We start from the raw sequence: 18,130 nt of genomic DNA, 5'->3' as shown, positions 1-18,130 counted from the left end.
CCATCCGGACTCCGGTATCCGGACTGCTGTTCAGGTCAAAATCGGATAACGGACGAGCGGGGGGAGGTGTGGGCCAGATGCCCCAAGGGTGTCCCCCTTCCGGGGGGCCTGCGGGGCCGTCCGATAGGTGTGAGGCGTCTCGGATTTCGGACACTCCGGCGTGAGCGTTCTGCGTTTTTGTGCAGTTTGTCGCTATTGTCGAAGCCCTGAACCCGGGGGTAATGAATCTGACTCGTCGAGGTCCGCGCCCGTCCGGTAGAAAGGTTCGTTACACCCCTCATCCGGGGCTCAGGGCGCGTGTGCGGCGCGCCCGGCGTCCGTACCTCCCCCCGCGGGACGGCCATCCGTCTTGCCGGGCCCGGACGCGGTGCCCGCCCACCCCTTAACCAGGGAGTGGTCACCCTCAACTGATTAGCGAAATAAGGGGTTGGACAAGTGGCAGCGGAGATCGTCAATCCTCGCAGCGACAGCAATACGGGCGCGGACTCGGGCAGTGCTCCCGATGAAGTCTTCGACCCGGCCTTCGCGCTCCATCGTGGCGGCAAAATGGCCATCCAGGCGACCGTTCCGGTCCGCGACCGGGACGATCTGTCCCTCGCGTACACACCGGGCGTCGCCAAGGTGTGCAGCGCCATCGCCGAGAAGCCCGAGCTGGTCCACGAGTACACCTGGAAGTCCCAGGTCGTCGCCGTGGTCACGGACGGCACCGCGGTGCTGGGCCTGGGCGACATCGGCCCGGAGGCCTCCCTCCCGGTGATGGAGGGCAAGGCCATCCTTTTCAAGCAGTTCGGCGGCGTCGACGCGGTGCCGATCGCGCTCGGCACGACCGACGCCGACGAGATCGTGGAGACCGTCGTCCGGCTCGCGCCGTCCTTCGGTGGCGTCAACCTGGAAGACATCTCGGCGCCCCGGTGCTTCGAGATCGAGCGCAAGCTCCAGGAGCGGCTGGACATCCCGGTCTTCCATGACGACCAGCACGGCACCGCCGTGGTCACCCTCGCCGCGCTGCGCAACGCCGCCAAGCTGACCGACCGGTCGCTGGGCCAGCTGCGCGCCGTCATCTCGGGCGCGGGTGCGGCCGGCGTCGCCATCGCCAAGATCCTCATCGAGGCGGGCATCGGCGATGTCGCGGTCTGCGACCGCAAGGGCATCGTCTCGGCGGAGCGCGACGACCTGACGGACGTCAAGCGCCAGGTGGCCGGCTTCACCAACAAGGCGCGCCTGACCGGTTCGCTGGAGGACGCGCTGGACGGCGCCGATGTGTTCATCGGTGTCTCGGGCGGCACGGTGCCGGAGAAGACGGTGGCCACGATGGCGAAGAACTCGATGATCTTCGCGATGGCCAACCCGAACCCGGAGATCCACCCGGACGTCGCGCACAAGTACGCGGCCGTCGTCGCCACCGGGCGCAGCGACTACCCGAACCAGATCAACAACGTGCTGGCGTTCCCCGGCATCTTCGCGGGCGCCATGCAGGTGCGCGCCTCGCAGATCACCGAGGGCATGAAGCTCGCCGCCGCCGAGGCGCTGGCCGCCGTCGTCGCCGACGAGCTCAGCGCCGAGTGCGTCATCCCGTCGCCGTTCGACGAGCGGGTGGCGCCGGCCGTCACCTCGGCCGTCGCGGCCGCGGCGCGCGCCGAGGGCGTGGCACGCCGCTGACCGACGCACCGGCGGGGCAACCCGCCGGGACGCCAACGGGCCGGGCCCGCACCTGAGAAGGGTGCGGGCCCGGCCCGTTGACGTCCCGGGCCCGTCGCGCGGCGCGTGTCACACCCACGCCCGGTACCGCGCGGGGCGGCCGCGGCCTACGTTGGGATCATGTTTGCTGCCTACGCCGCCCGCATCGACCGTGACCAGCCGCTGAACGGCCTCGAACTGGGCGACCGCCCGGCCCCCGACGCCCGTCCCGGCTGGACGACCGTCAATGTCAAGGCCGCCTCCCTCAACCACCACGACCTGTGGTCGCTGCGCGGCGTCGGAATCAGCGAGGAATCGCTGCCGATGATCCTCGGCTGCGATGCCGCCGGCACCGACGCGGACGGCAATGACGTCGTCCTGCACTCCGTCATCGGCCAGACCGGCCACGGCGTCGGCCCCGGTGAGCCGCGCTCCATCCTCACCGAGCGCTACCAGGGCACCTTCGCCGAACAGGTCACCGTCCCCTCCTGGAACGTGCTGCCCAAGCCGAAGGAGCTCACCTTCGAGGAGGCCGCCTGTCTGCCGACCGCCTGGCTGACCGCGTACCGCATGCTCTTCACCAACGCGGGCGTACAACCGGGGGACAGCGTCCTGGTGCAGGGCGCGGGCGGCGGGGTCGCGACCGCCGCGATCGTGCTCGGCGCCGCCGCCGGGCTGCGGGTCTTCGCGACCAGCCGGGACGAGGCCAAGCGCAAGCGCGCCGTGGAGCTGGGCGCCGAGGCGGCGTTCGGCAGCGGTGAGCGGCTGCCGCAGCGGGTGGACGCGGTCATCGAGACGGTCGGCGCCGCCACCTGGTCGCATTCGGTCAAGTCGCTGCGCCCCGGCGGCTCGCTCGTCATCTCCGGCGCCACCAGCGGCTACCACCCCGAGCGGACCGAACTCAACCGGATCTTCTTCCTGGAGCTGAAGGTCGTCGGCTCCACCATGGGCAGCAAGGAGGAGCTGGCGTCGCTGCTGAGCTTCTGCGCGGCCAAGGGCGTCCGGCCGGTGATCGACTCCACCCTGCCGCTGGACCGTGCGCGCGAGGGCTTCGAGAAGATGGCGCAGGGCGACCTGTTCGGCAAGGTCGTGCTGACCGTCTGAGGATCGTACGGTCCGGCCCGGGTGGGGGCGTTCATGGCGGGTCGATCCGGTGAACGGCGCGCGCAGCCGTCGGTTGTCGCGCCGGACGCCGTACGCGTCCGGATCGGGCCGCCGCGACGACGCCGTCCGATGGCCCGGCGGGAGTGGGCCGTCGGGGTGCCGCTGATGGCCTTCGCGGGGCTGGTGGTGGCCGCGATCCTGACGGCGACCCTCGCATACGCGCTGGTCGGCACGGACGCGCCGTTCCTCGTCAACGCGCGGGGCCCGGCGAAGGGTCCGGCGTCACCGGCCGCGCGGATCTCCGCCGGTGTGCTGTTCACCGCCATGGCCGGGGTCGTCCTGGCGGGCCTCCGGGCCTGTCTGCGGCGGCGGTTGGCACCTGCGTGCGTGGCCGTGGACGCCGCGGGCGTGTGGCTCACCCGTGGCCGGTTCGTCCAACAGGGCCTGCGGTGGCAGCGGATAGCGGCCGTCGGCATCGTGGCCGCCGGCGCTGAAGGGGCGACCGGTGCCGAAGGGGCCGCCGGGGTGCGCGCGCCGTTCCTCGACCTGTATCCCGTCGAGCGGGCCGAGGACGCGTACGGCCCGCTCGGCAGCCGGGTGCTCAACGCCGCACCGGCCGCTGAAGGCCTCAGGGGCCGCCGGTACGCCATCGAACTCACCTGTCCGGAGAGCGAGTTGACGCTGCTCGCGGCCGAACTGCGGCGGTGGGACGCCCCGCGCCCCGGCGGGAGCTGACACCTGCTGCCGTGACGGGCCGCCGCGCGGGATCAGCGCCGGGTGCCGCCCGCTCCGGCCGCCTCCTCGTCCAGGAAGTAACTGTCGTGCCGGACCAGGAAGTCGGCGAACTCCTGGCCGCCGCGCTGCGCCATTTCGGCGACCCGCTCGAAGTACTCCTCCCGGGGCGCGCCCGGTGAGAAGAGCAGCAGCATCGATGCGGGGTCGTCCGAGTCGTTCTTGAAGGCGTGCAGCCCGCCCACCGGGACGTAGAGGAAGTCGCCCGCGCCGCAGGTGGCCCAGCGTTCGCCGTCGTAGAGGCGTACCGCTCCGGAGAGGATGAAGAAGGATTCCGAGAGGGTGCGGTGGAAGTGGGTGCTCGGTCCGGGCGCCTTCGGCCCCATGTCCACCCGGTACAGCCCGAATTCGCCTCCGGTGGCGGCATGGGTCGCCAGATAGTGGGTCCGGTTGGCGCCCCTGATGAGGTCGGGCGGGGTGTCCGCCGGGCGGTGGACGGCGTTGATCTCGCCGTTCTCGCCGAGGTAGCGGGGCTCCGGGTAGGACATGTCAGTCTCCTTCGTGGGGCGCGGTGCGGTGGTGGACGGTGCCGGCTCAGGTGCTGCTTCCCGGGGTGGAGTTCGCGTCCGGGGCGGGAACATTGATCAGGCTTTTGTACAGCCGATAGCGGGCCACTGCGGGCATATCCGGCGCCTGCGGCGTCGTGGTCGTGGTCGTGTCCGGGGAGGCGGGCGGCCCTCCGGGGGACGTCTGAGGCCCGAGCGGCATCGCGGGGGCGGGCCGTACGCCGTCCAGCGCGGCGATCCGCGCCGCCATCGGGCCCGACGCCCCGTGCCTGACGAATTCCTGCCAGGCCGAAAGGTCCTCCCATTCGGCGTGGTTGAGCACCCGCGTCCCGTCCTGACTCAGGTGGAAGTGCGCGGCGAGCAGGCCCGGCACGGGTTCCTGTGCCAGGAGGTCCAGCACGGTGTCGGCGAGCCTGTGCTGGGCGGCCGGCCCGACGGTGGTGAAAGCCGGGGTGACCAGAAGCTCCGGGCGCCTGCCGGTCACCCCGCCGGGGGCGTTCCCGGCGACGTGGCTGCGGTAGCGCCGGTAGCGCACCAGGCCCGGCCGCCGGATGCCCGGGACGGTCTCGTCGATCCGGTCGACGAGCGCGGGCCGCCGGGTGCGGGCCCAGGCGCGGTGGGCGTCGTCGCTGGTCCACTGGGCGTGATTCAGGAGGTGGCTTCCGTCGGTGCTCAGAAAGACGCTGAGCGAGAGCATCGCTTCCGGGCGTGACTGCTGCTCCCACTCGGCGAGCACGGCGTCGGCGGCGGCGCGCTGGACGCCGGCGGAAGGCGGTGGTCAGGGGTGACATGGGGGCAGCTCCATTCGGCCGGGCCGCGAGGCGCGCGGGGTTGCGTGGGCTTGACGGGACCGAGGCTGCCCCCTCAAGTCCACTTGAGGTCAAGGCGGGCCAAGGGGCGGCTGGGAGAGGGATGGCGAGAAGGGGGAGACAGGTGCATCGGCGTGTCAATGAAGGTTGACGCGTGGGGACCGTCAACGTAGATTGACAGGCATGACCGAAGCAACGGATCTCGCCGAGCGGGCGGGCGACCGGGACCCCCGGATCGGACTCCGCGCCGTGGCCGCGCTCCGCCGGCTGTTGGAGCAACTCGAAGCCGTGCAGGTGCGCAGCGCCCGCGCGAAGGGCTGGTCGTGGCAGGAGATCGCCGCCGAGCTGGGCATCAGCCGGCAGGCGGTCCACAAGAAGCACGGGAGGCGCTGATGTTCGAGAAATTCACGGCGGACGCGCGTGCGGTGGTGACCGCCGCCGCCACGCACGCGGACCGTACGGGCAGCGGCACGGTCGGCGAGCCCGAACTGCTGCTCGCGCTCCTGGACCGTACGGATTCGGCGGCCGCCACGGCGCTCGGCGCGCTCGGCATCCGGGAGCGGCGGGACTCCGTGGTGAGCGCGCTGGACGCGGCCCGCAGGCGAGGCGGGATCTCGACGGCCGACGTGACGGCACTGGCCGGGCTCGGTATCGACGTCGAGGAGATCGTCGCGCGGGTGGAGCAGGAGCACGGCGTGGGAGCGCTCGCCCCCGGCGGTCCGGCCCGGCGGGGGAAGAAGCTGCGGCGGCCGTTCACCGCGGAGGCGAAGTCTGTGGTGGAGCGGTCGCTGCGGATCGCGGTCGGCCGCGGCGACCGGCGCATCGGCGACGAGCATCTGCTGCTGGCCCTCACCGCCCGGCCGGGGCCGGCCGCGACGGTGCTGGCTGACCACGGCGTGACGTATGCCGAGGTGGTGCGGGTGCTGGGGGAGGGCGCGGCCAGGGCGAGTTGAGCGGGCCTTCGGCGGCTACGGGTACCGGACCTTGAGCGTCGCCATGCCCAGTGTGCTGTGCCGGGGCAGATAACCGGCGTCGAAGACCGCGCCAACCAGCGGACTGAGCAGGTGGCCCAGCCGTTCGGCGCGGGAGTGGCCCAGCGCCCGCCAGGGGCCCGCCGCCAGCCGGTCCGTCATCCGCTCGATCGCCTCCCGCTCCTTGTGGGCACGCTCGGTCGCGCTGCCGTCGGGGGCGATCCAGCCACGGGCGGCGAGGCGGTGCCGGGCGTCGCTCCACTCCTGCGCGCTCCAGCCGCGGCCCACGAATCCGGCGGCAGGTGCGGCGCCGACGGTACAGAAGGACACCAGCGCCTCGCACGGGTCGAGGCCCGACGTCAGCAGCGCCGCCAGATGGCCGTCGCCGCGGTGCTCGCGCAGTATGGTCGCGGCCTGCCAGATCACCAGATGCGGCGCGTCCGGCCACGGCAGGTCCCGGTTGGCGGCGGCCAGCGGGCGCGCCGCGGGGCCGGCGTTCTCGGCGGCCTGGCGCGCCAGCCGTGCCGCCTCGGCGAGTTGGGCCGCGGAGAGCCGGTCGCCCAGGAGGGCGGTCAGTACCCGGTCCATGGCGAGCAGCCGGGCGTCCAGCACCTTGGCCGGGTCGGCGGTCGTCCAGATCTGCGGGACGTAGCGCGCGACCATGCGCGGGCTGAAGCTGTAGTACGTCGCCGCCACCAGCTCGGGTCCGGCGGCGCCCAGCGGAGCTGTCCGCCATGCGAAGTAGCTGGGCCACCGGGACGCGATGTCGTAGCCGAGGTCCGACGCGACCTGGCGGGCCTCGGGGGCGAAGTAGAGCGTGGCGTGCAGGGGTTCGAGCTGGTGCCACATCCGGCGGGCGACCGAAAGGTATTCGGACATCGCTGTACCTCATGGCCTTCACGATGCATGCAGACAGGGGGAGTTGACCGTAGCCCTGAACGCGTCCTCCGGTCCGGGGAATCGGGCGGCCGGTGTGATCGGGAGCCCGGAGGCGGAGCGGCGGCGGATGCGTCGCGGACGTGCGGTGGACGAGCCGTCGACGAGCTGTGGACGAAAAGCCGTGCGAAGAAGGGAGTTCCCCGATTACGCGCGGTGAAATCCAGGAGGGGGTAAGTAACTATGCGTTACCGGCGGGCTGTTGCGGTGTGCCCGGCGGGCGGAGGGTGCGGGCCGGCCCCGTCGCCGCGCGCCGATCGGCTGCCCCGGGGATGCTGACGCCGTGCGAGGGGAGGGCGCGGTAAGGGTGGCGTCGGTGCGGACGGACGGATGCCCGGGGAGAGCGGGGCGGGCCCGGCCCGCTCAGGTGCGGCGGGCCAGGAGGTAGCCGCGACGGGTGTCGGCCTCGTGGGGGTAGGGGGCGCGTTCCCTCCGCATCGTCACGGTGAATCCGGCCTCCTCCAGGAGCCCCGCGACAGTCGAGGGGGCGAGGAACCGGAAGTCGATGTCCACGTCGTGCCCCCACCACTCGTCCAGGTACCGGACCTCCTCCCCGATGTGGAACGAGAGGAGGAAGAGGCCCGAGGGGCGCAAGACCCGGCGTGCCTCCCCGAAGGCGCGGGGCAGGTCACGGGATCGAGGTGGATGATCGAGTACAGGGCGACGGCCGCTCCGAATTCGCCGTCCCCGGCGGACAGTGCCAGCAGGTCGCCCGCCCGGAACTCCACCTCCGGAACGCGGCGCCGGCCTGCGGAGAGCATCCCGCGGACAGATCGATGCCGACCGTACGGACGCCGTGCCCGGCGGGCCGGGCCGCTACGTGTCCCGGCCCGCAGCCGAGGTCGGCGATCGCGGCACCGTCCTCCCCTCTTCCAGGAGGCGGCCGAGCAACGCCCGGTCCAGCGGCTTGCCGGCCAACTCGTCGTGCAGCCGGGCCGCGTACTCCTCGGCCACCGCGTCATAGCTCCGCCGGACGACGTCGTGGCCCGCGTGATCCCTCATGGGCGGAGCATGGCACGGGTTCGCGGCCGGGCAGGCCGCGGGAGCCAACGGGCGGGTGAGGCCAGGGGTTTACCCGGCCTCCGCCACGCTTCGGGCCCGACGGGGTCTAACTGCCGTCCCCCCGCCCCGGGGCCCGCAGCAGTGCGCCGATGTGGGCGGCGGTCGCCGACAGGCGGTGTCGGGACTCCGTCAGCTGCTCGGCCGTGACGCCGTGGTCGCGGGCCGCGTCCCGCAGGTCGTCGCGGAAGCGGTCCAGCAGCCGGTCGAAGTCGCGGGCCGGATCGTCGCCGGCGGGCTCCCCCGCCCAGGCGGGGGCCGGGGGAGCGTCGGTGACCGGGCCGTCCTTGGTCAGGTCGGTGCGCTCGGCCGTCGCATGGGCCTCGCCGCCGGGACGGGGCTGCCCGCCCTGGCCCTGCGCGGCGTGGTCGTGTGCGGACCGGCCCTGGGTGGCGCGGTCCTGCCCGCCGGGGCTCTCCTCGCCGCTCCGGGCGGGGCCGCTCTGGCCGCTGGTGAAACGGCCCACCTCGCGCGACACCTCGGACAGCGCCTCGCGGACCGCGCCCGACCAGTCGCCGGAGCGCACGTGGTCCTGGGTCTGCTCCTGGACCTGTTTGATGACCCGCTGGACCTCCTCGCGGGCGAAGACCTGCGCGTCCCGGGCCTGCTTACGCGCCCGCTGGGCGTCCTGCTTGGCCCGCCGGCTCTCCTCCTTGGCCCGCCGGGCCTGCTCCTTCCACTCCTCCTTGGCGCGCCGGAACTCCTCCTTGGCCTGCCGCCAGGACTCCTTGTCGCCCCACGGGACGTCGAAGTGGTCGGAGGCGTTCGGGAACGGCCGCTGCGCGCCGTCGTCCGCCGTGGCATCCGTCCCCCCGGCGCTCTTCCCACCGTTGCCGTTGCCGTTGCCGTACGGCGCGGACGTGTCCGGGCCGGAGCGGGAGTCCCGGCGGGCCTGCTGGGCCGCCTCCCGGATCTCGCGGCGCAGATCCCGCGCCGAACCGCTCACGTCCTCGCGGATGTCCGAGGCGAGGGCGGCCACCGACTCGCGGATCTCCAGCTCCAGATCGGCCAACTCGCCGCCGCGGTCGGCGAGTTCGGCGCGACCGGCGTCGGTGAGGGAGTAGACCTTGCGGCCGCCCTCGGTGGCGTGCGTGACCAGGCCCTCGGCCTCCAGCTTGGACAGCCGCGGGTAGACCGTGCCGGCGGAGGGCGCGTACAGACCCTGGAAGCGCTCCTCCAGGAGGCGGATGATCTCGTAGCCGTGCCGCGGGGCCTCGTCGAGGAGCTTGAGGAGATAGAGGCGGAGGCGGCCATGGGCGAAGACGGGGGGCATGCTCAGAGCACCTTCTTCTCTGCGGACGGGGCGCCGGGGGCGGCGGAGTCGTACGGGCCGTCGGCCGGCCCGGGGGTCGGGCCGTCACCGGCTTCCGGGCCCTCGAAGGCGGGGCGGCGCAGCAGGGCCAGGCCGCCGGAGACGGTGGTGACCTTGAGCGTCCCGGTGCCGGCGCCGAGCGCGCCGGTGATGCGTTTGGCGCCCCACTGGCCGCTGACGCGCAAGTCTCCGAAGGCGTTGGCGACCGTGCCGCTGGTGGTGTTGGCGTCCACCTTCGCGTCGGCCGGGTCGGGCAGCCGGATGGCGACCTCCCCGGACACGGTGGTCAGGCTGATGTCCGCGCCCTTGGCCGTGGGGTCGAGGTCGATGACCATGTCGCCGCTGACGGAGTCGGCGCGCACCGAGCCGCCCGCGCCGTCGATCACCGTCAGGTCCCCCGAGACGGAGTGGAACCGCAGATCGCCGGTGACGGCCTGCGCCTCGACGTTGCCCGAGACGGTGTCGGCCCGCACCGGGCCGGTCAGCCCGACGACCGTGCTGCCGCCGGTGACGCCCTTCAGGTCCGTACGCCCCGAGATCCCGGAGACGACGGCGCTGGCGCCGATCACGCCGACCTCGACGCGGGTGGTGGCCGGCACGGTCACCGAGATCACCGCGCTGCGGTTCCAGCCCTTGCGGTCGAAGAACTTGAGAAAGCCCTTCCAGGGCAGGTCCTCATAGGCGATGGAGAGGACGCCCTCCTCGCAGGAGACGGTCAGCGGCGGGCCGTGCACCTCGCTGATCTCCAGGCGGGGCGGACTGCCGTCCGAGGTGCCGACGACATTGACGGTCCCGCCGACCACGCGGACGTGGAGCGCGCTGACGGGTTCTTCGATCTCCAGCCTGCGTGGTGCGGAGATCGACCACTCGGTCCGGGCTGACATCCCTGGCCTCCCCTGGGTGGGCATGCGACAGGTACGCATGCAACGCAACATATCGCGTCTTCGCTAGACACGATATATCGCGGATCGGGGAAGTCAAGCGCGAGAAGCGGACGTCGTGCGCGAGAAGCCGGGGCGTGCGCCCGCCCCGCGCGCCCCGCCCTGCCCGCCCCGCTCCCGCGCCACCCGCCGTCAGCGGGGGGCGCCCCTCACCCGCAGGCAGTCACCGCCACCGGCCACGCGTCACTCCTCGCCGGCCTTCCTCACCCGGCGCTCTCACCCGGCCTTCCTCACTCGTCCTCACTCGTCGTCGTCATCGTCGTCATCGAGCCGCGCCAGCCAGGTGGCCAGCCGCTCCACCGGCACCTCGAAGTCCGGGTTCAGGTCGACGAACGTACGCAGCTGATCGGCCACCCACCCGAGGGTGACCTCTTCCTCGCCGCGCCGGTTCTCCAGCTCCTCGATGCCACGGTCAGTGAAATACACGCGCTCTCCACCAGGGGTCATGGGACATTCCCGGCCAGGATAGGCAGGCTCACGGACCCCTCGCGCCACAGGCACCCGACGGCTAACCTGATCACCTGTCAACGGTCCTGCGGCGATGGGTCATTGCCGCCAGGGGGAGCGGGAGGCCGTGATGCAAGACCGCGCGCAGCGCATCGCACTGCCGGATGGCACGGAGGTCTGGGCCCGCGTCTCCAGGCTGGACGCCCCCGGCCTCGACGGGCCCGGCGACGCCGACGGGGAGTACGGGGACGACGGCTTCGAGGACGTCGGCGCCTGGGACGCGCTCGGTGCCCGGGTCGAGGGGCTCCAGGAGGTGATCGGCGGCGTCGCCGCCAGCATCCGGCAGGCCGCCGAGCGGGTCGCGCCGCACGAGACCAGCGTGACCTTCGGCGTCGAGGTGTCGGCCAAGCCGGGCAAGGCCGTCGCCCTGCTCGCTGACGGCGAGGCCAAGGCGAACCTCTCCGTGACGCTCACCTGGCGGCGCGAGGACGCCGCGCCCCCGGCCCAGGCCCCTGATCAGCCGGCCGGGCGCCGGGAGCCGGACGATCCGAGCCGTTGATGGCGACCTTTGAGGGGTGGCCCGCCGAGCGCGCCGACCGCGCCGCGGCCGTCGCGGCGGGCAGCGCCACGAATCAGCAGCTCCTCGACCACGCCGCGCGCGCCACCGTCGCGCTGTGTGCCGCTCCCGGCGAGGGCCCCTCCCGGCTGTGGGGCAGCGGTGTGCTGGTCGCCCCCGGATGGGTGCTGACCTGCGCACATGTCATCACCGCGAGCGACGGTCGGCGGCGCGGCACGGGCCCGGACGGGAACATCGGGGTCGTGCTGGGCGGCCGGGTGGTCGCCGCGCGGCTGGAGTACGACCTCCGGCGGCCCGACCCGGCGGCGGGCCCGGCGGCCGCGCAGCCCGACCTCGCCCTGATCCGGCTGCTCGACCCGGCCGTCGAGCACCCCTGCGCCTGGCTCAGTGACCAGCCGACGACGCTGCTCACGGACGCGTACATCTTCCGCGGGCACCGGGACCCGGGGGCAGGCGCGGGCCGCCACCCGGCCACGCCACCGGCCGCGCCCGGCACTCGCGACATACGCGAGTCGGACGGCGGCCCGTTCGCCGGCATCCCCGCGCCGACCCGTCACACGCCCGCGGCCACCGCTCCCGCCGCCCCCGTGGACGCGTTCCTCGCCGTCCGTTTCGGCGCCCGGGACGCCCGCGGGCTCCAGTTCGCCAGCGACGTCCGGGTCACACCGGGAGCGTCCGGCGGACCGCTGCTCGAATGCGACCGCGGCGAGGTGGTCGGCATCGTCAAAGCGTCGAAGCAGGAGGACCGGCTGGGCCTCGCGGTGCCCGTCTCCGCGCTGCGCGGGCTGGGCCGTGAGCATCTGGTGGCGGGCGCCACCGGCCTCGGCCCCGATCCGTACCACGCGCTGATGAGCCTGCACGACCGCTGGCACTGGTCCGGCCAGGAGCTGGGCCGCCCCGGCGGGCCCACCTGGTTCGACGCGCAGCACTCGATCATGGCGGGGCGCGGCCGGCTGTGGGGCGTCCAGGAGCGGCTGCAGGCACTCGACCTGCTCGCCCGGCTGCCCGCGCCGCGTGACCCGCTGGTCGTCGAGGCCGCGGTCGGCGAGGTGCTGGACCGCGGCGACGCGCCAGGCGCCTGGCCGCTGCGCACCTGGCGCGACGGCCACGGCGAGCTCTACCAGGGCCGCGATCCGTACACGGAGCTGCGCTCCTTCGTGCACTACCTGCGGATCGTGGCGCAGCAGACCGCCGACGAGGCGCATGACCTGCAGGGCGAGGAGGCCGCCTCGGTGCGTGCGGACATCGCCCGCCTTGAGGAGTTCGTCCAGGCCAAGGCGGTGGTGCTGCAATTGCAGGACCGCCGCAGGATCGGCCCCGTACGCCGCAGGCCGCGTTCCGTGCTCGTCGAGTTCGAGCCGCTCTTCTACGACGAGGGCGGGGCGGAGCTGTACAACTGGTCGGTCAGTGAGGGCTACGGCCGCGGTCAGTGGCTGCGGGTCGACGTCCAGGAGTCGGACGGCGGTGTGCCGTTCGAGCAGGCGCGGGCGCAGGTTCTGCAGCAGCTCGGTGCCCGGTTGCTGCGCGCCGACCGGGACGCGGGGCCCGGTGCGCGGGTGCGTCTGGAGGTCGCCGTACCCGAGGGGCACTGGCACACGGCGGCCGGCGAGTGGGAGGTCGCGGCGTCGACCCGGAGCAGCTCCCGGGTGCGTCAGGTGGGCCCCGGGCGCCCGGTGATCCTGCGTGATCAGGGGCGGCGCGAGGAGGTCGACCCGGCCTGGCTGCGCCGCTGGCAGGGCATCACCGCCGCATCCGAGCTGCGCGCGCTGCGTGTCCCGCCGCCCTCCCGGCCGGGTGCGGGCGGCTCCGACGCGCTCTGGCGGCTGCTGGAGTCGGCGGACGGAGGCGCGCTGCCCACGCTGTGCCATTCGGTCGCCGACGGGGTCGGGCGGGACGCGGTCGGCGCCGCTCTGGACACCGGTTTCCCGGCCGGGCTGTGGCCGGCGGCCGGGCACGGCGAGCGGGCGTGCGACGCGGGGTGTGAGGAATTCCACCGCGGGGTACGCGAGTTGCTCAAGGAGGCGGCCCGCGTGGCGCGGCTTCCCGAGCTGGTCCGGGAGCTGCGGGTGAAGGCCGCCGAGGAGGGGGCGCACTGGGCCCGTGACCTGGTGCTCCTCTACGACGATCCGGAGGACCCCATCCCGCAGCTCTTCGCCGACCGGCCGCAGGTGTCCCCCCGGTGAGCGGGGGAGGGGCCGCGCGCGCCGCGGGAGAGACCGGCGCCGCCGGTCCGGGAGCGCTGAGCGCGTACGCCTCGCGGCACCTCCCATGCGACCGGCGGCCTCACCCGTACGGGGCGCCCCGGATGCGCAAGTCGCGCTCCCCACGTGGCACTTGGCGCCCCGTCGTGACCTCGCGGGAGACCGGAAACCGCCCCGTGACCTTCCGTCCAACTGGGTACTGTCATAGCGTCGTGGGAGATGTGTTCATGGGAATGCGTGGCGGTCGTGCGGGAAGGACCGGGGGCGGATGCCGACGTCTCCCGGGCATCCCCGGTGACCCTCGCTCCTGCCCGATGCCTGGCCGGCGACGAGGAGTTCCGACGTGACCGACTGGCTCATCTACCGTGGCGCGGGGGCACCGCACGACGGCATTGAGCACCTTCCGCCGCCGCCGCGCTGGCGCGATTTCGACGGCGGGCCCCTCGTCGCGCCGCCCGCCGCCCTCGATCCCGCCTCCGAACGCCGGCTCGGCGTGCAGTCCGGGCGCCGGCTCGACGTGCAGCGGGCCGAGGCCAGCAACCACCGGCCCGGCGACACCGAGCGCGAGCTGGTCAACGCCGCCCTGTATCTGCGCAGGCCACTGCTGGTGACCGGCGCCCCGGGCAGCGGCAAGAGCACCCTGGCGCATTCGGTCGCCTACGAACTCGGCCTCGGCCGGGTGCTCGGCTGGCCGGTCGTCAGCCGCAGCACCCTCCGGGACGGCCTGTACGCCTACGACGCGATCGGCCGCCTCCAGGACCTGCAGATCGCCCGCGCCGCCCCGCCCGGCACCGGTGCGGACGGCGCCCCGGAAGGCCCCGGCGAGGAACCCGGCGGCGGTATCGGCCGCTACATCCGGCTGGGCCCGCTCGGCACCGCCCTGCTGCCCGCCGCCAAGCCCCGGGTGCTGCTCGTCGACGAGCTGGACAAGAGCGATATCGACCTGCCCAACGACCTCCTCAACGTCCTGGAGGAGGGGGAGTTCAGGATTCCGGAGCTGGAGCGGCTGGCCGGATCCGTCTCCGCGGTCCCGGTGCTCAGCGACGACGGCGCGCGGGTGACGGTCCGCGACGGCCGGGTGCGCTGCAACGCCTTCCCGTTCATCGTCCTCACCAGCAACGGCGAACGCGACTTCCCCGCGCCCTTGTTGCGCCGCTGCATCCACCTCCACATCCCGGTCCCGGACAAGGAACGGCTCGCCGCCATGGTGCGCGCGCACTTCGGCGAGGACGCCGCGGAGCGCTACGAACCGGTCATCGACCGCTTCCTGGACCGTGAGCCCGGCGATGTGCGCGCCGTCGACCAGCTGTTCAACGCCATCCACCTCACCCAGAAGGCCGGATGGACGGACGAGGACGAGGAGGAGACCCGACGGCGCCTGACGGCCGAGCTGATGCGGCCTCTTGACCGGACGAGGTGAGTGCGGTGCCCCTCGGGGAGCCGGGACCGGACCCCCTCGGCGAGCTCGTCGGCCGGCTGACCGCGGCCGGTCTGCCCGCCGACGCGCGGGGGATGGCCGACGCCCTCTGGCTCGCGCAGTGGATCACCCCCGGTGACGCGCCGGCCCCCGGACCCGACGTCGAAGGGGCCGATCCGGCGCGCGCCGACCGCAGGGATCCGGCCAGTTTCACTGCGGGCCCCGCCGCATGGGCACCGCCCCCGGTCACCACCGCCCCGGAGCTCTCGGCCGAGGTCGCCCTCCCGAGTGCCTCCGCGTTCCCCGGACTGTTACCACTGCAGCGTGCCCTGCGGCCCGTCCAGCGCTACCACCCGCCGGTCGCCCCGGTCCGCAAGGAGCTCGACGAGTCCGCCACCGCCGAACTCTCCGCGCACGCCGAAATGATCATCCCGGTGCTGCGCGGGGTGCACCGCCGCGAGGCCGGTCTGCGGATCCTGATGGACGGCTCGTCCTCGATGGCCGTCTGGGAACAGATGCTGTACGACCTGCGGCAGGTCTGCGAACGGGTCGGCGCCTTCCGCGACGTCACGGTCCACTACCTCCACCCGCACGGCACGGACATCGGCGTCGCGGCGGCCCCCGGCCCCGGCCGGCCGCTGCGCCCCGCCGACCAGCTGCACGACCCCACCGGCCACCACCTCACCCTCGTCCTCAGCGACTGCGCGGGCCCGCTCTGGCGGGACGGCCGGATGCAGCGGATGCTCTACCGCTGGGCCGCCGACGCCCCGCTCGCCGTCGTCCAGCCGCTGCCGCAGCGGATGTGGGCGCGGACCCTGCTGCCCGCCGTCGCCGGCACCCTCACCCGCCGCCAGGGCCCCTACCAAGCCCTCGACTTCCGGCCCGTGCGCCGCCGCAGGTCCGCGTCGGCCCGCGGGTCCGCGCCCGGCGGGGCCGTCCGCGAACGCGCCGTTCCGGTCCTCTCCGCGACCCCCACCGCACTCGCCTCCTGGGCCCGGCTCGCGGCCGCCGACGCCGGACTCTCGCTGCGCGGCGCCGCGTCCGTCGTCCGCGCCGACCACGGCTCGGAGCCCGCCACGGGGCCCACGATGACCCTGCGCCCCGCCGAACCCGCCCTGATGGTCCGCGAGTTCGACCAGTTCGCGTCACCGGCCGCCCGGCTCCTCGCCGTCCATCTGTCGGCCGCCCCGCTGGCGCTGCCCGTCATCCAGCTCGTGCAGCGCGCGATGCTGCCGCAGACCGGCCCCGCGGAACTCGCCGAGGTCCTGCTCAGCGGGCTGGTCACCCAACTCCCTCCGAACCAGGGCCCGTCCGGCACCGATGCCGGGGCGAGCGGCCCGTGGTACGACTTCGTGCCCGGCGTACGCGACGAACTGCTCGCCCGGCTCAGCGCCGGTGAGGCCGCTCTCGTCCTCAAGCACTGCTCGCTGTACGTGGAGCGCACCTTCGGCCGCAGCGCCCGTAATTTCCCCGCCGTCGCCGTCGCCATGCTCTCCGGCAGCGGGCGCGAGCCGGAGACCGGCCGGCACCCCGTCCCCGCACCGTTCGCCCGGGTCTCCGAACGCGTCCTGCGCCGCTTCGAACCGGCGCTGCGCCCACCCGCCCGGCAGCCCTACGTCCCGGACGGCCCCGGTGCCGAGGGCGCCGCCCTCCTGGCGCGCTACGAACAGGGCGGCGCCGTCCGCGACCTGATCGAAGCGGTGCGGCTGCTGCGCGCGGCCGCCGAAGGGCTGCCGGAAGCGGGCACCGACCTCGCACGGGCCCTGCTGCACGCCTGGGCGACCTGGCGCCAGCCCGACGCCCTGGAGGAGGCCGAGGCGGCGGTGGGCGCGGCCGAACGCGCCACCGCGGAATTCGCCCCGGGCCAGGAGACCGAGCGCGCCCGGACGCTGCTGGTGCTCGGCCGGGTGCGCCGGGCCCGCGCGAAGGAGCGCCGCGCCGCCGGCGCCGCCGCCGCGGAACGCGCCGCCCTGGAGGACGCGGCACACCAACTGCACGCCGCCTGCGAGCTGATGAGCCTGCTCGACCCCCGCGTCCTGGAGAGCATGGTGCTCCGCACCCAGGTGCTGCGCCGGCTGGCCGCGCTGCCCGCCGCCGACACCCCGCCCGCCGACCCCGCCGACCCCGCCGCCCCCGACGGGACGACCGCGGACGCCCCGCCCGACCCCCTCGACGAGGCCGAACGGTCCCTGACCACCCTCCTCGACCAGTGGCCCAGCGGTGAGCAGGTGCCCGGCGAGGCCTACGCCGCCCGCGGCGGGGTGCTGCTGGACCAGGCCCGCAGGGCCGCCGCCCGCGACCCGCAGGGGCCGGATCGCGCCACCGTACGCAGCCACCGGCCCGCCGAAGCGCTCGCCCTGCGCGCCGCCGACGACCTCGACACCGCCACCGTCCTGCTGCGCCGCCGCGGCAGCTCCGCCGACCGGATGGTCTGCGAGACGCTGCTCGATCTGGCGGCGGCACGTTCGCTCACCGGGGGCGCCGGGCTGCCCTCCGTCCTGCCGACCCTCGAACGCGCGCACGCGATCGCCGGCGAACTGGCCGATCCCGCCCTGGAGGCCGACAGCCTGCGGCGGATCGCCGCCGAGCAGCGCGCCGTGCACACCCGCACCGGCGCGCTCGCCGCCCTCGACGAGGCCATCGCCTCGCTGGCCGCCGCGCTGCGTCTGACCGGCCCCGATTCCCCCGAACACAGCGCGCTGCTGGCCGAGCGCGGCGCGGCACTGCTGCTCCGGGCCCGGCTGGAGCCGGCCGACGGGCCGGGCCGGCGGCTGGCCAACGACGCGGTGCACGTCCTGCGCGAGGCGCTGGCCCGGGTCGCGCCGCAGGACCCGGACCTGGGCAGCCGCCGCCTGCTGTTCGGCCGCGCCCTGCGGCTGCGCCACGAACGCCAGCCCTCACTCGCCGATCTGCACGAGGCGGACTGGATCCTGGAACTGTCCGCGCGCGGTTCCGACGACCCCGCGGTGTCGGCCGAGGCCTGGCTGGAAGTGGGCGACGTCCAACTCCTGCTGGACCGCCGCTTCGACACCCGCGAGCGGCACGAGCGCGCCGCCGCCTGCTACGGCCGCGCCGCCGCCGCGGCACTGCGTGCCGACAGCGCCCTGCTGGCCGCCCGCGCCCACCACCGTCGTGGCGAGGTGCTGGAGGAGACCGCCGGACGGCAGCCCGCGCTGCACGCGTACCGCGAGAGCTGGGAACAATGGCAGCGCGCGGGCGAGGAGACCGGCCCCGAGGCCCAGCACACCCGCGCGCGCATGCGCGCCCTGGACGGGTGAACGCCCGGGGCGGGAACTCCCCTCGACCGCCCCCAGGAGTCCCCGGCGAGCGCTTGGCCGGCGGCCCCGGAACGTGTTTCTGTGGACAGGAGTTCGGGAAGAC

The 18,130-nt window shown here is 74.2% G+C and carries 17 protein-coding genes; 9 read left to right on the top strand and 8 right to left on the bottom strand.

What is annotated here, in order from left to right:
* Positions 1-435 precede the first annotated feature (435 nt).
* The 3 genes from ACIRQ7_RS02145 (at position 436) to ACIRQ7_RS02135 (ending at position 3,516) form a co-directional block, all read left to right on the top strand.
* Positions 436-1,659 (top strand): NADP-dependent malic enzyme, encoded by a 1,224-nt coding sequence (locus ACIRQ7_RS02145; RefSeq protein WP_404259193.1) that lies wholly within the window; start codon positions 436-438, stop codon positions 1,657-1,659.
* Between the two features lie 159 nt (positions 1,660-1,818).
* Positions 1,819-2,781: a zinc-binding dehydrogenase gene (locus ACIRQ7_RS02140; RefSeq protein ID WP_401462914.1), complete on the top strand. Its 963-nt coding sequence runs from the start codon at positions 1,819-1,821 to the stop codon at positions 2,779-2,781.
* Between the two features lie 33 nt (positions 2,782-2,814).
* Positions 2,815-3,516: a hypothetical protein gene (locus ACIRQ7_RS02135; protein ID WP_404259191.1), complete on the top strand. Its 702-nt coding sequence runs from the start codon at positions 2,815-2,817 to the stop codon at positions 3,514-3,516.
* 32 nt (positions 3,517-3,548) lie between these two features.
* Here ACIRQ7_RS02135 and ACIRQ7_RS02130 read toward each other — a convergent pair whose 3' ends face one another.
* Positions 3,549-4,061, bottom strand: coding sequence for a cupin domain-containing protein (locus ACIRQ7_RS02130; RefSeq protein WP_404259190.1), 513 nt, complete (start codon positions 4,059-4,061; stop codon positions 3,549-3,551).
* Between the two features lie 46 nt (positions 4,062-4,107).
* On the bottom strand, positions 4,108-4,815 hold the full coding sequence (locus ACIRQ7_RS02125; protein WP_404259189.1) for an antibiotic biosynthesis monooxygenase: 708 nt from the start codon (positions 4,813-4,815) through the stop codon (positions 4,108-4,110).
* 256 nt (positions 4,816-5,071) lie between these two features.
* Here ACIRQ7_RS02125 and ACIRQ7_RS02120 point away from each other — a divergent pair, with 256 nt between their 5' ends.
* Both ACIRQ7_RS02120 and ACIRQ7_RS02115 read left to right on the top strand, forming a co-directional pair.
* Positions 5,072-5,281, top strand: coding sequence for a helix-turn-helix domain-containing protein (locus ACIRQ7_RS02120; protein WP_244418743.1), 210 nt, complete (start codon positions 5,072-5,074; stop codon positions 5,279-5,281).
* On the top strand, positions 5,281-5,841 hold the full coding sequence (locus tag ACIRQ7_RS02115) for a Clp protease N-terminal domain-containing protein (RefSeq protein ID WP_404259188.1): 561 nt from the start codon (positions 5,281-5,283) through the stop codon (positions 5,839-5,841). Before ACIRQ7_RS02120 ends, ACIRQ7_RS02115 begins: the two co-directional genes overlap by 1 nt.
* A gap of 15 nt (positions 5,842-5,856) precedes the next feature.
* Here ACIRQ7_RS02115 and ACIRQ7_RS02110 read toward each other — a convergent pair whose 3' ends face one another.
* The 6 genes from ACIRQ7_RS02110 to ACIRQ7_RS02085 form a co-directional block, all read right to left on the bottom strand.
* Entirely contained in the window at positions 5,857-6,738 is an 882-nt protein-coding gene (locus tag ACIRQ7_RS02110) for a hypothetical protein (protein WP_404259187.1), read from the bottom strand.
* A 420-nt stretch (positions 6,739-7,158) separates the two neighbouring features.
* On the bottom strand, positions 7,159-7,389 hold the full coding sequence (locus tag ACIRQ7_RS02105) for a hypothetical protein (RefSeq protein WP_404259186.1): 231 nt from the start codon (positions 7,387-7,389) through the stop codon (positions 7,159-7,161).
* Between the two features lie 222 nt (positions 7,390-7,611).
* A complete protein-coding gene (locus ACIRQ7_RS02100) occupies positions 7,612-7,797 on the bottom strand; it encodes a hypothetical protein (RefSeq protein ID WP_404259185.1) in 186 nt (61 codons plus the stop codon).
* A gap of 106 nt (positions 7,798-7,903) precedes the next feature.
* Positions 7,904-9,127 (bottom strand): helix-turn-helix transcriptional regulator, encoded by a 1,224-nt coding sequence (locus tag ACIRQ7_RS02095; RefSeq protein ID WP_404259183.1) that lies wholly within the window; start codon positions 9,125-9,127, stop codon positions 7,904-7,906.
* A 2-nt stretch (positions 9,128-9,129) separates the two neighbouring features.
* On the bottom strand, positions 9,130-10,050 hold the full coding sequence (locus tag ACIRQ7_RS02090; RefSeq protein ID WP_404259181.1) for a DUF4097 family beta strand repeat-containing protein: 921 nt from the start codon (positions 10,048-10,050) through the stop codon (positions 9,130-9,132).
* Positions 10,051-10,347: 297 nt separating this feature from the next.
* Positions 10,348-10,533 carry a DUF6104 family protein gene (locus tag ACIRQ7_RS02085; protein WP_401462929.1) on the bottom strand — a complete coding sequence of 62 codons (186 nt, stop codon included), beginning with the start codon at positions 10,531-10,533 and terminating at the stop codon, positions 10,348-10,350.
* A 151-nt stretch (positions 10,534-10,684) separates the two neighbouring features.
* Between ACIRQ7_RS02085 and ACIRQ7_RS02080 the strand changes: the two genes are divergently transcribed.
* From ACIRQ7_RS02080 to ACIRQ7_RS02065, 4 genes are all read left to right on the top strand, one after another.
* Positions 10,685-11,113, top strand: coding sequence for a CU044_2847 family protein (locus ACIRQ7_RS02080; protein WP_404259179.1), 429 nt, complete (start codon positions 10,685-10,687; stop codon positions 11,111-11,113).
* Positions 11,113-13,314 carry a trypsin-like peptidase domain-containing protein gene (locus ACIRQ7_RS02075; protein ID WP_404259177.1) on the top strand — a complete coding sequence of 734 codons (2,202 nt, stop codon included), beginning with the start codon at positions 11,113-11,115 and terminating at the stop codon, positions 13,312-13,314. Before ACIRQ7_RS02080 ends, ACIRQ7_RS02075 begins: the two co-directional genes overlap by 1 nt.
* Positions 13,315-13,675: 361 nt before the next feature.
* Positions 13,676-14,752, top strand: coding sequence for an AAA family ATPase (locus ACIRQ7_RS02070; protein ID WP_404259175.1), 1,077 nt, complete (start codon positions 13,676-13,678; stop codon positions 14,750-14,752).
* A gap of 5 nt (positions 14,753-14,757) precedes the next feature.
* Positions 14,758-18,027, top strand: a complete 3,270-nt coding sequence (locus ACIRQ7_RS02065) for an SAV_2336 N-terminal domain-related protein (protein ID WP_404259174.1) — start codon at positions 14,758-14,760, stop codon at positions 18,025-18,027.
* The last annotated feature ends 103 nt before the right edge of the window (positions 18,028-18,130 follow it).

This window comes from Streptomyces sp. NPDC101393 (assembly GCF_044767385.1).
GTDB lineage: Bacteria > Actinomycetota > Actinomycetes > Streptomycetales > Streptomycetaceae > Streptomyces.
Note: the sequence above shows the minus strand (reverse complement) of the source record. Positions and strands in the feature narration are given on the sequence as shown.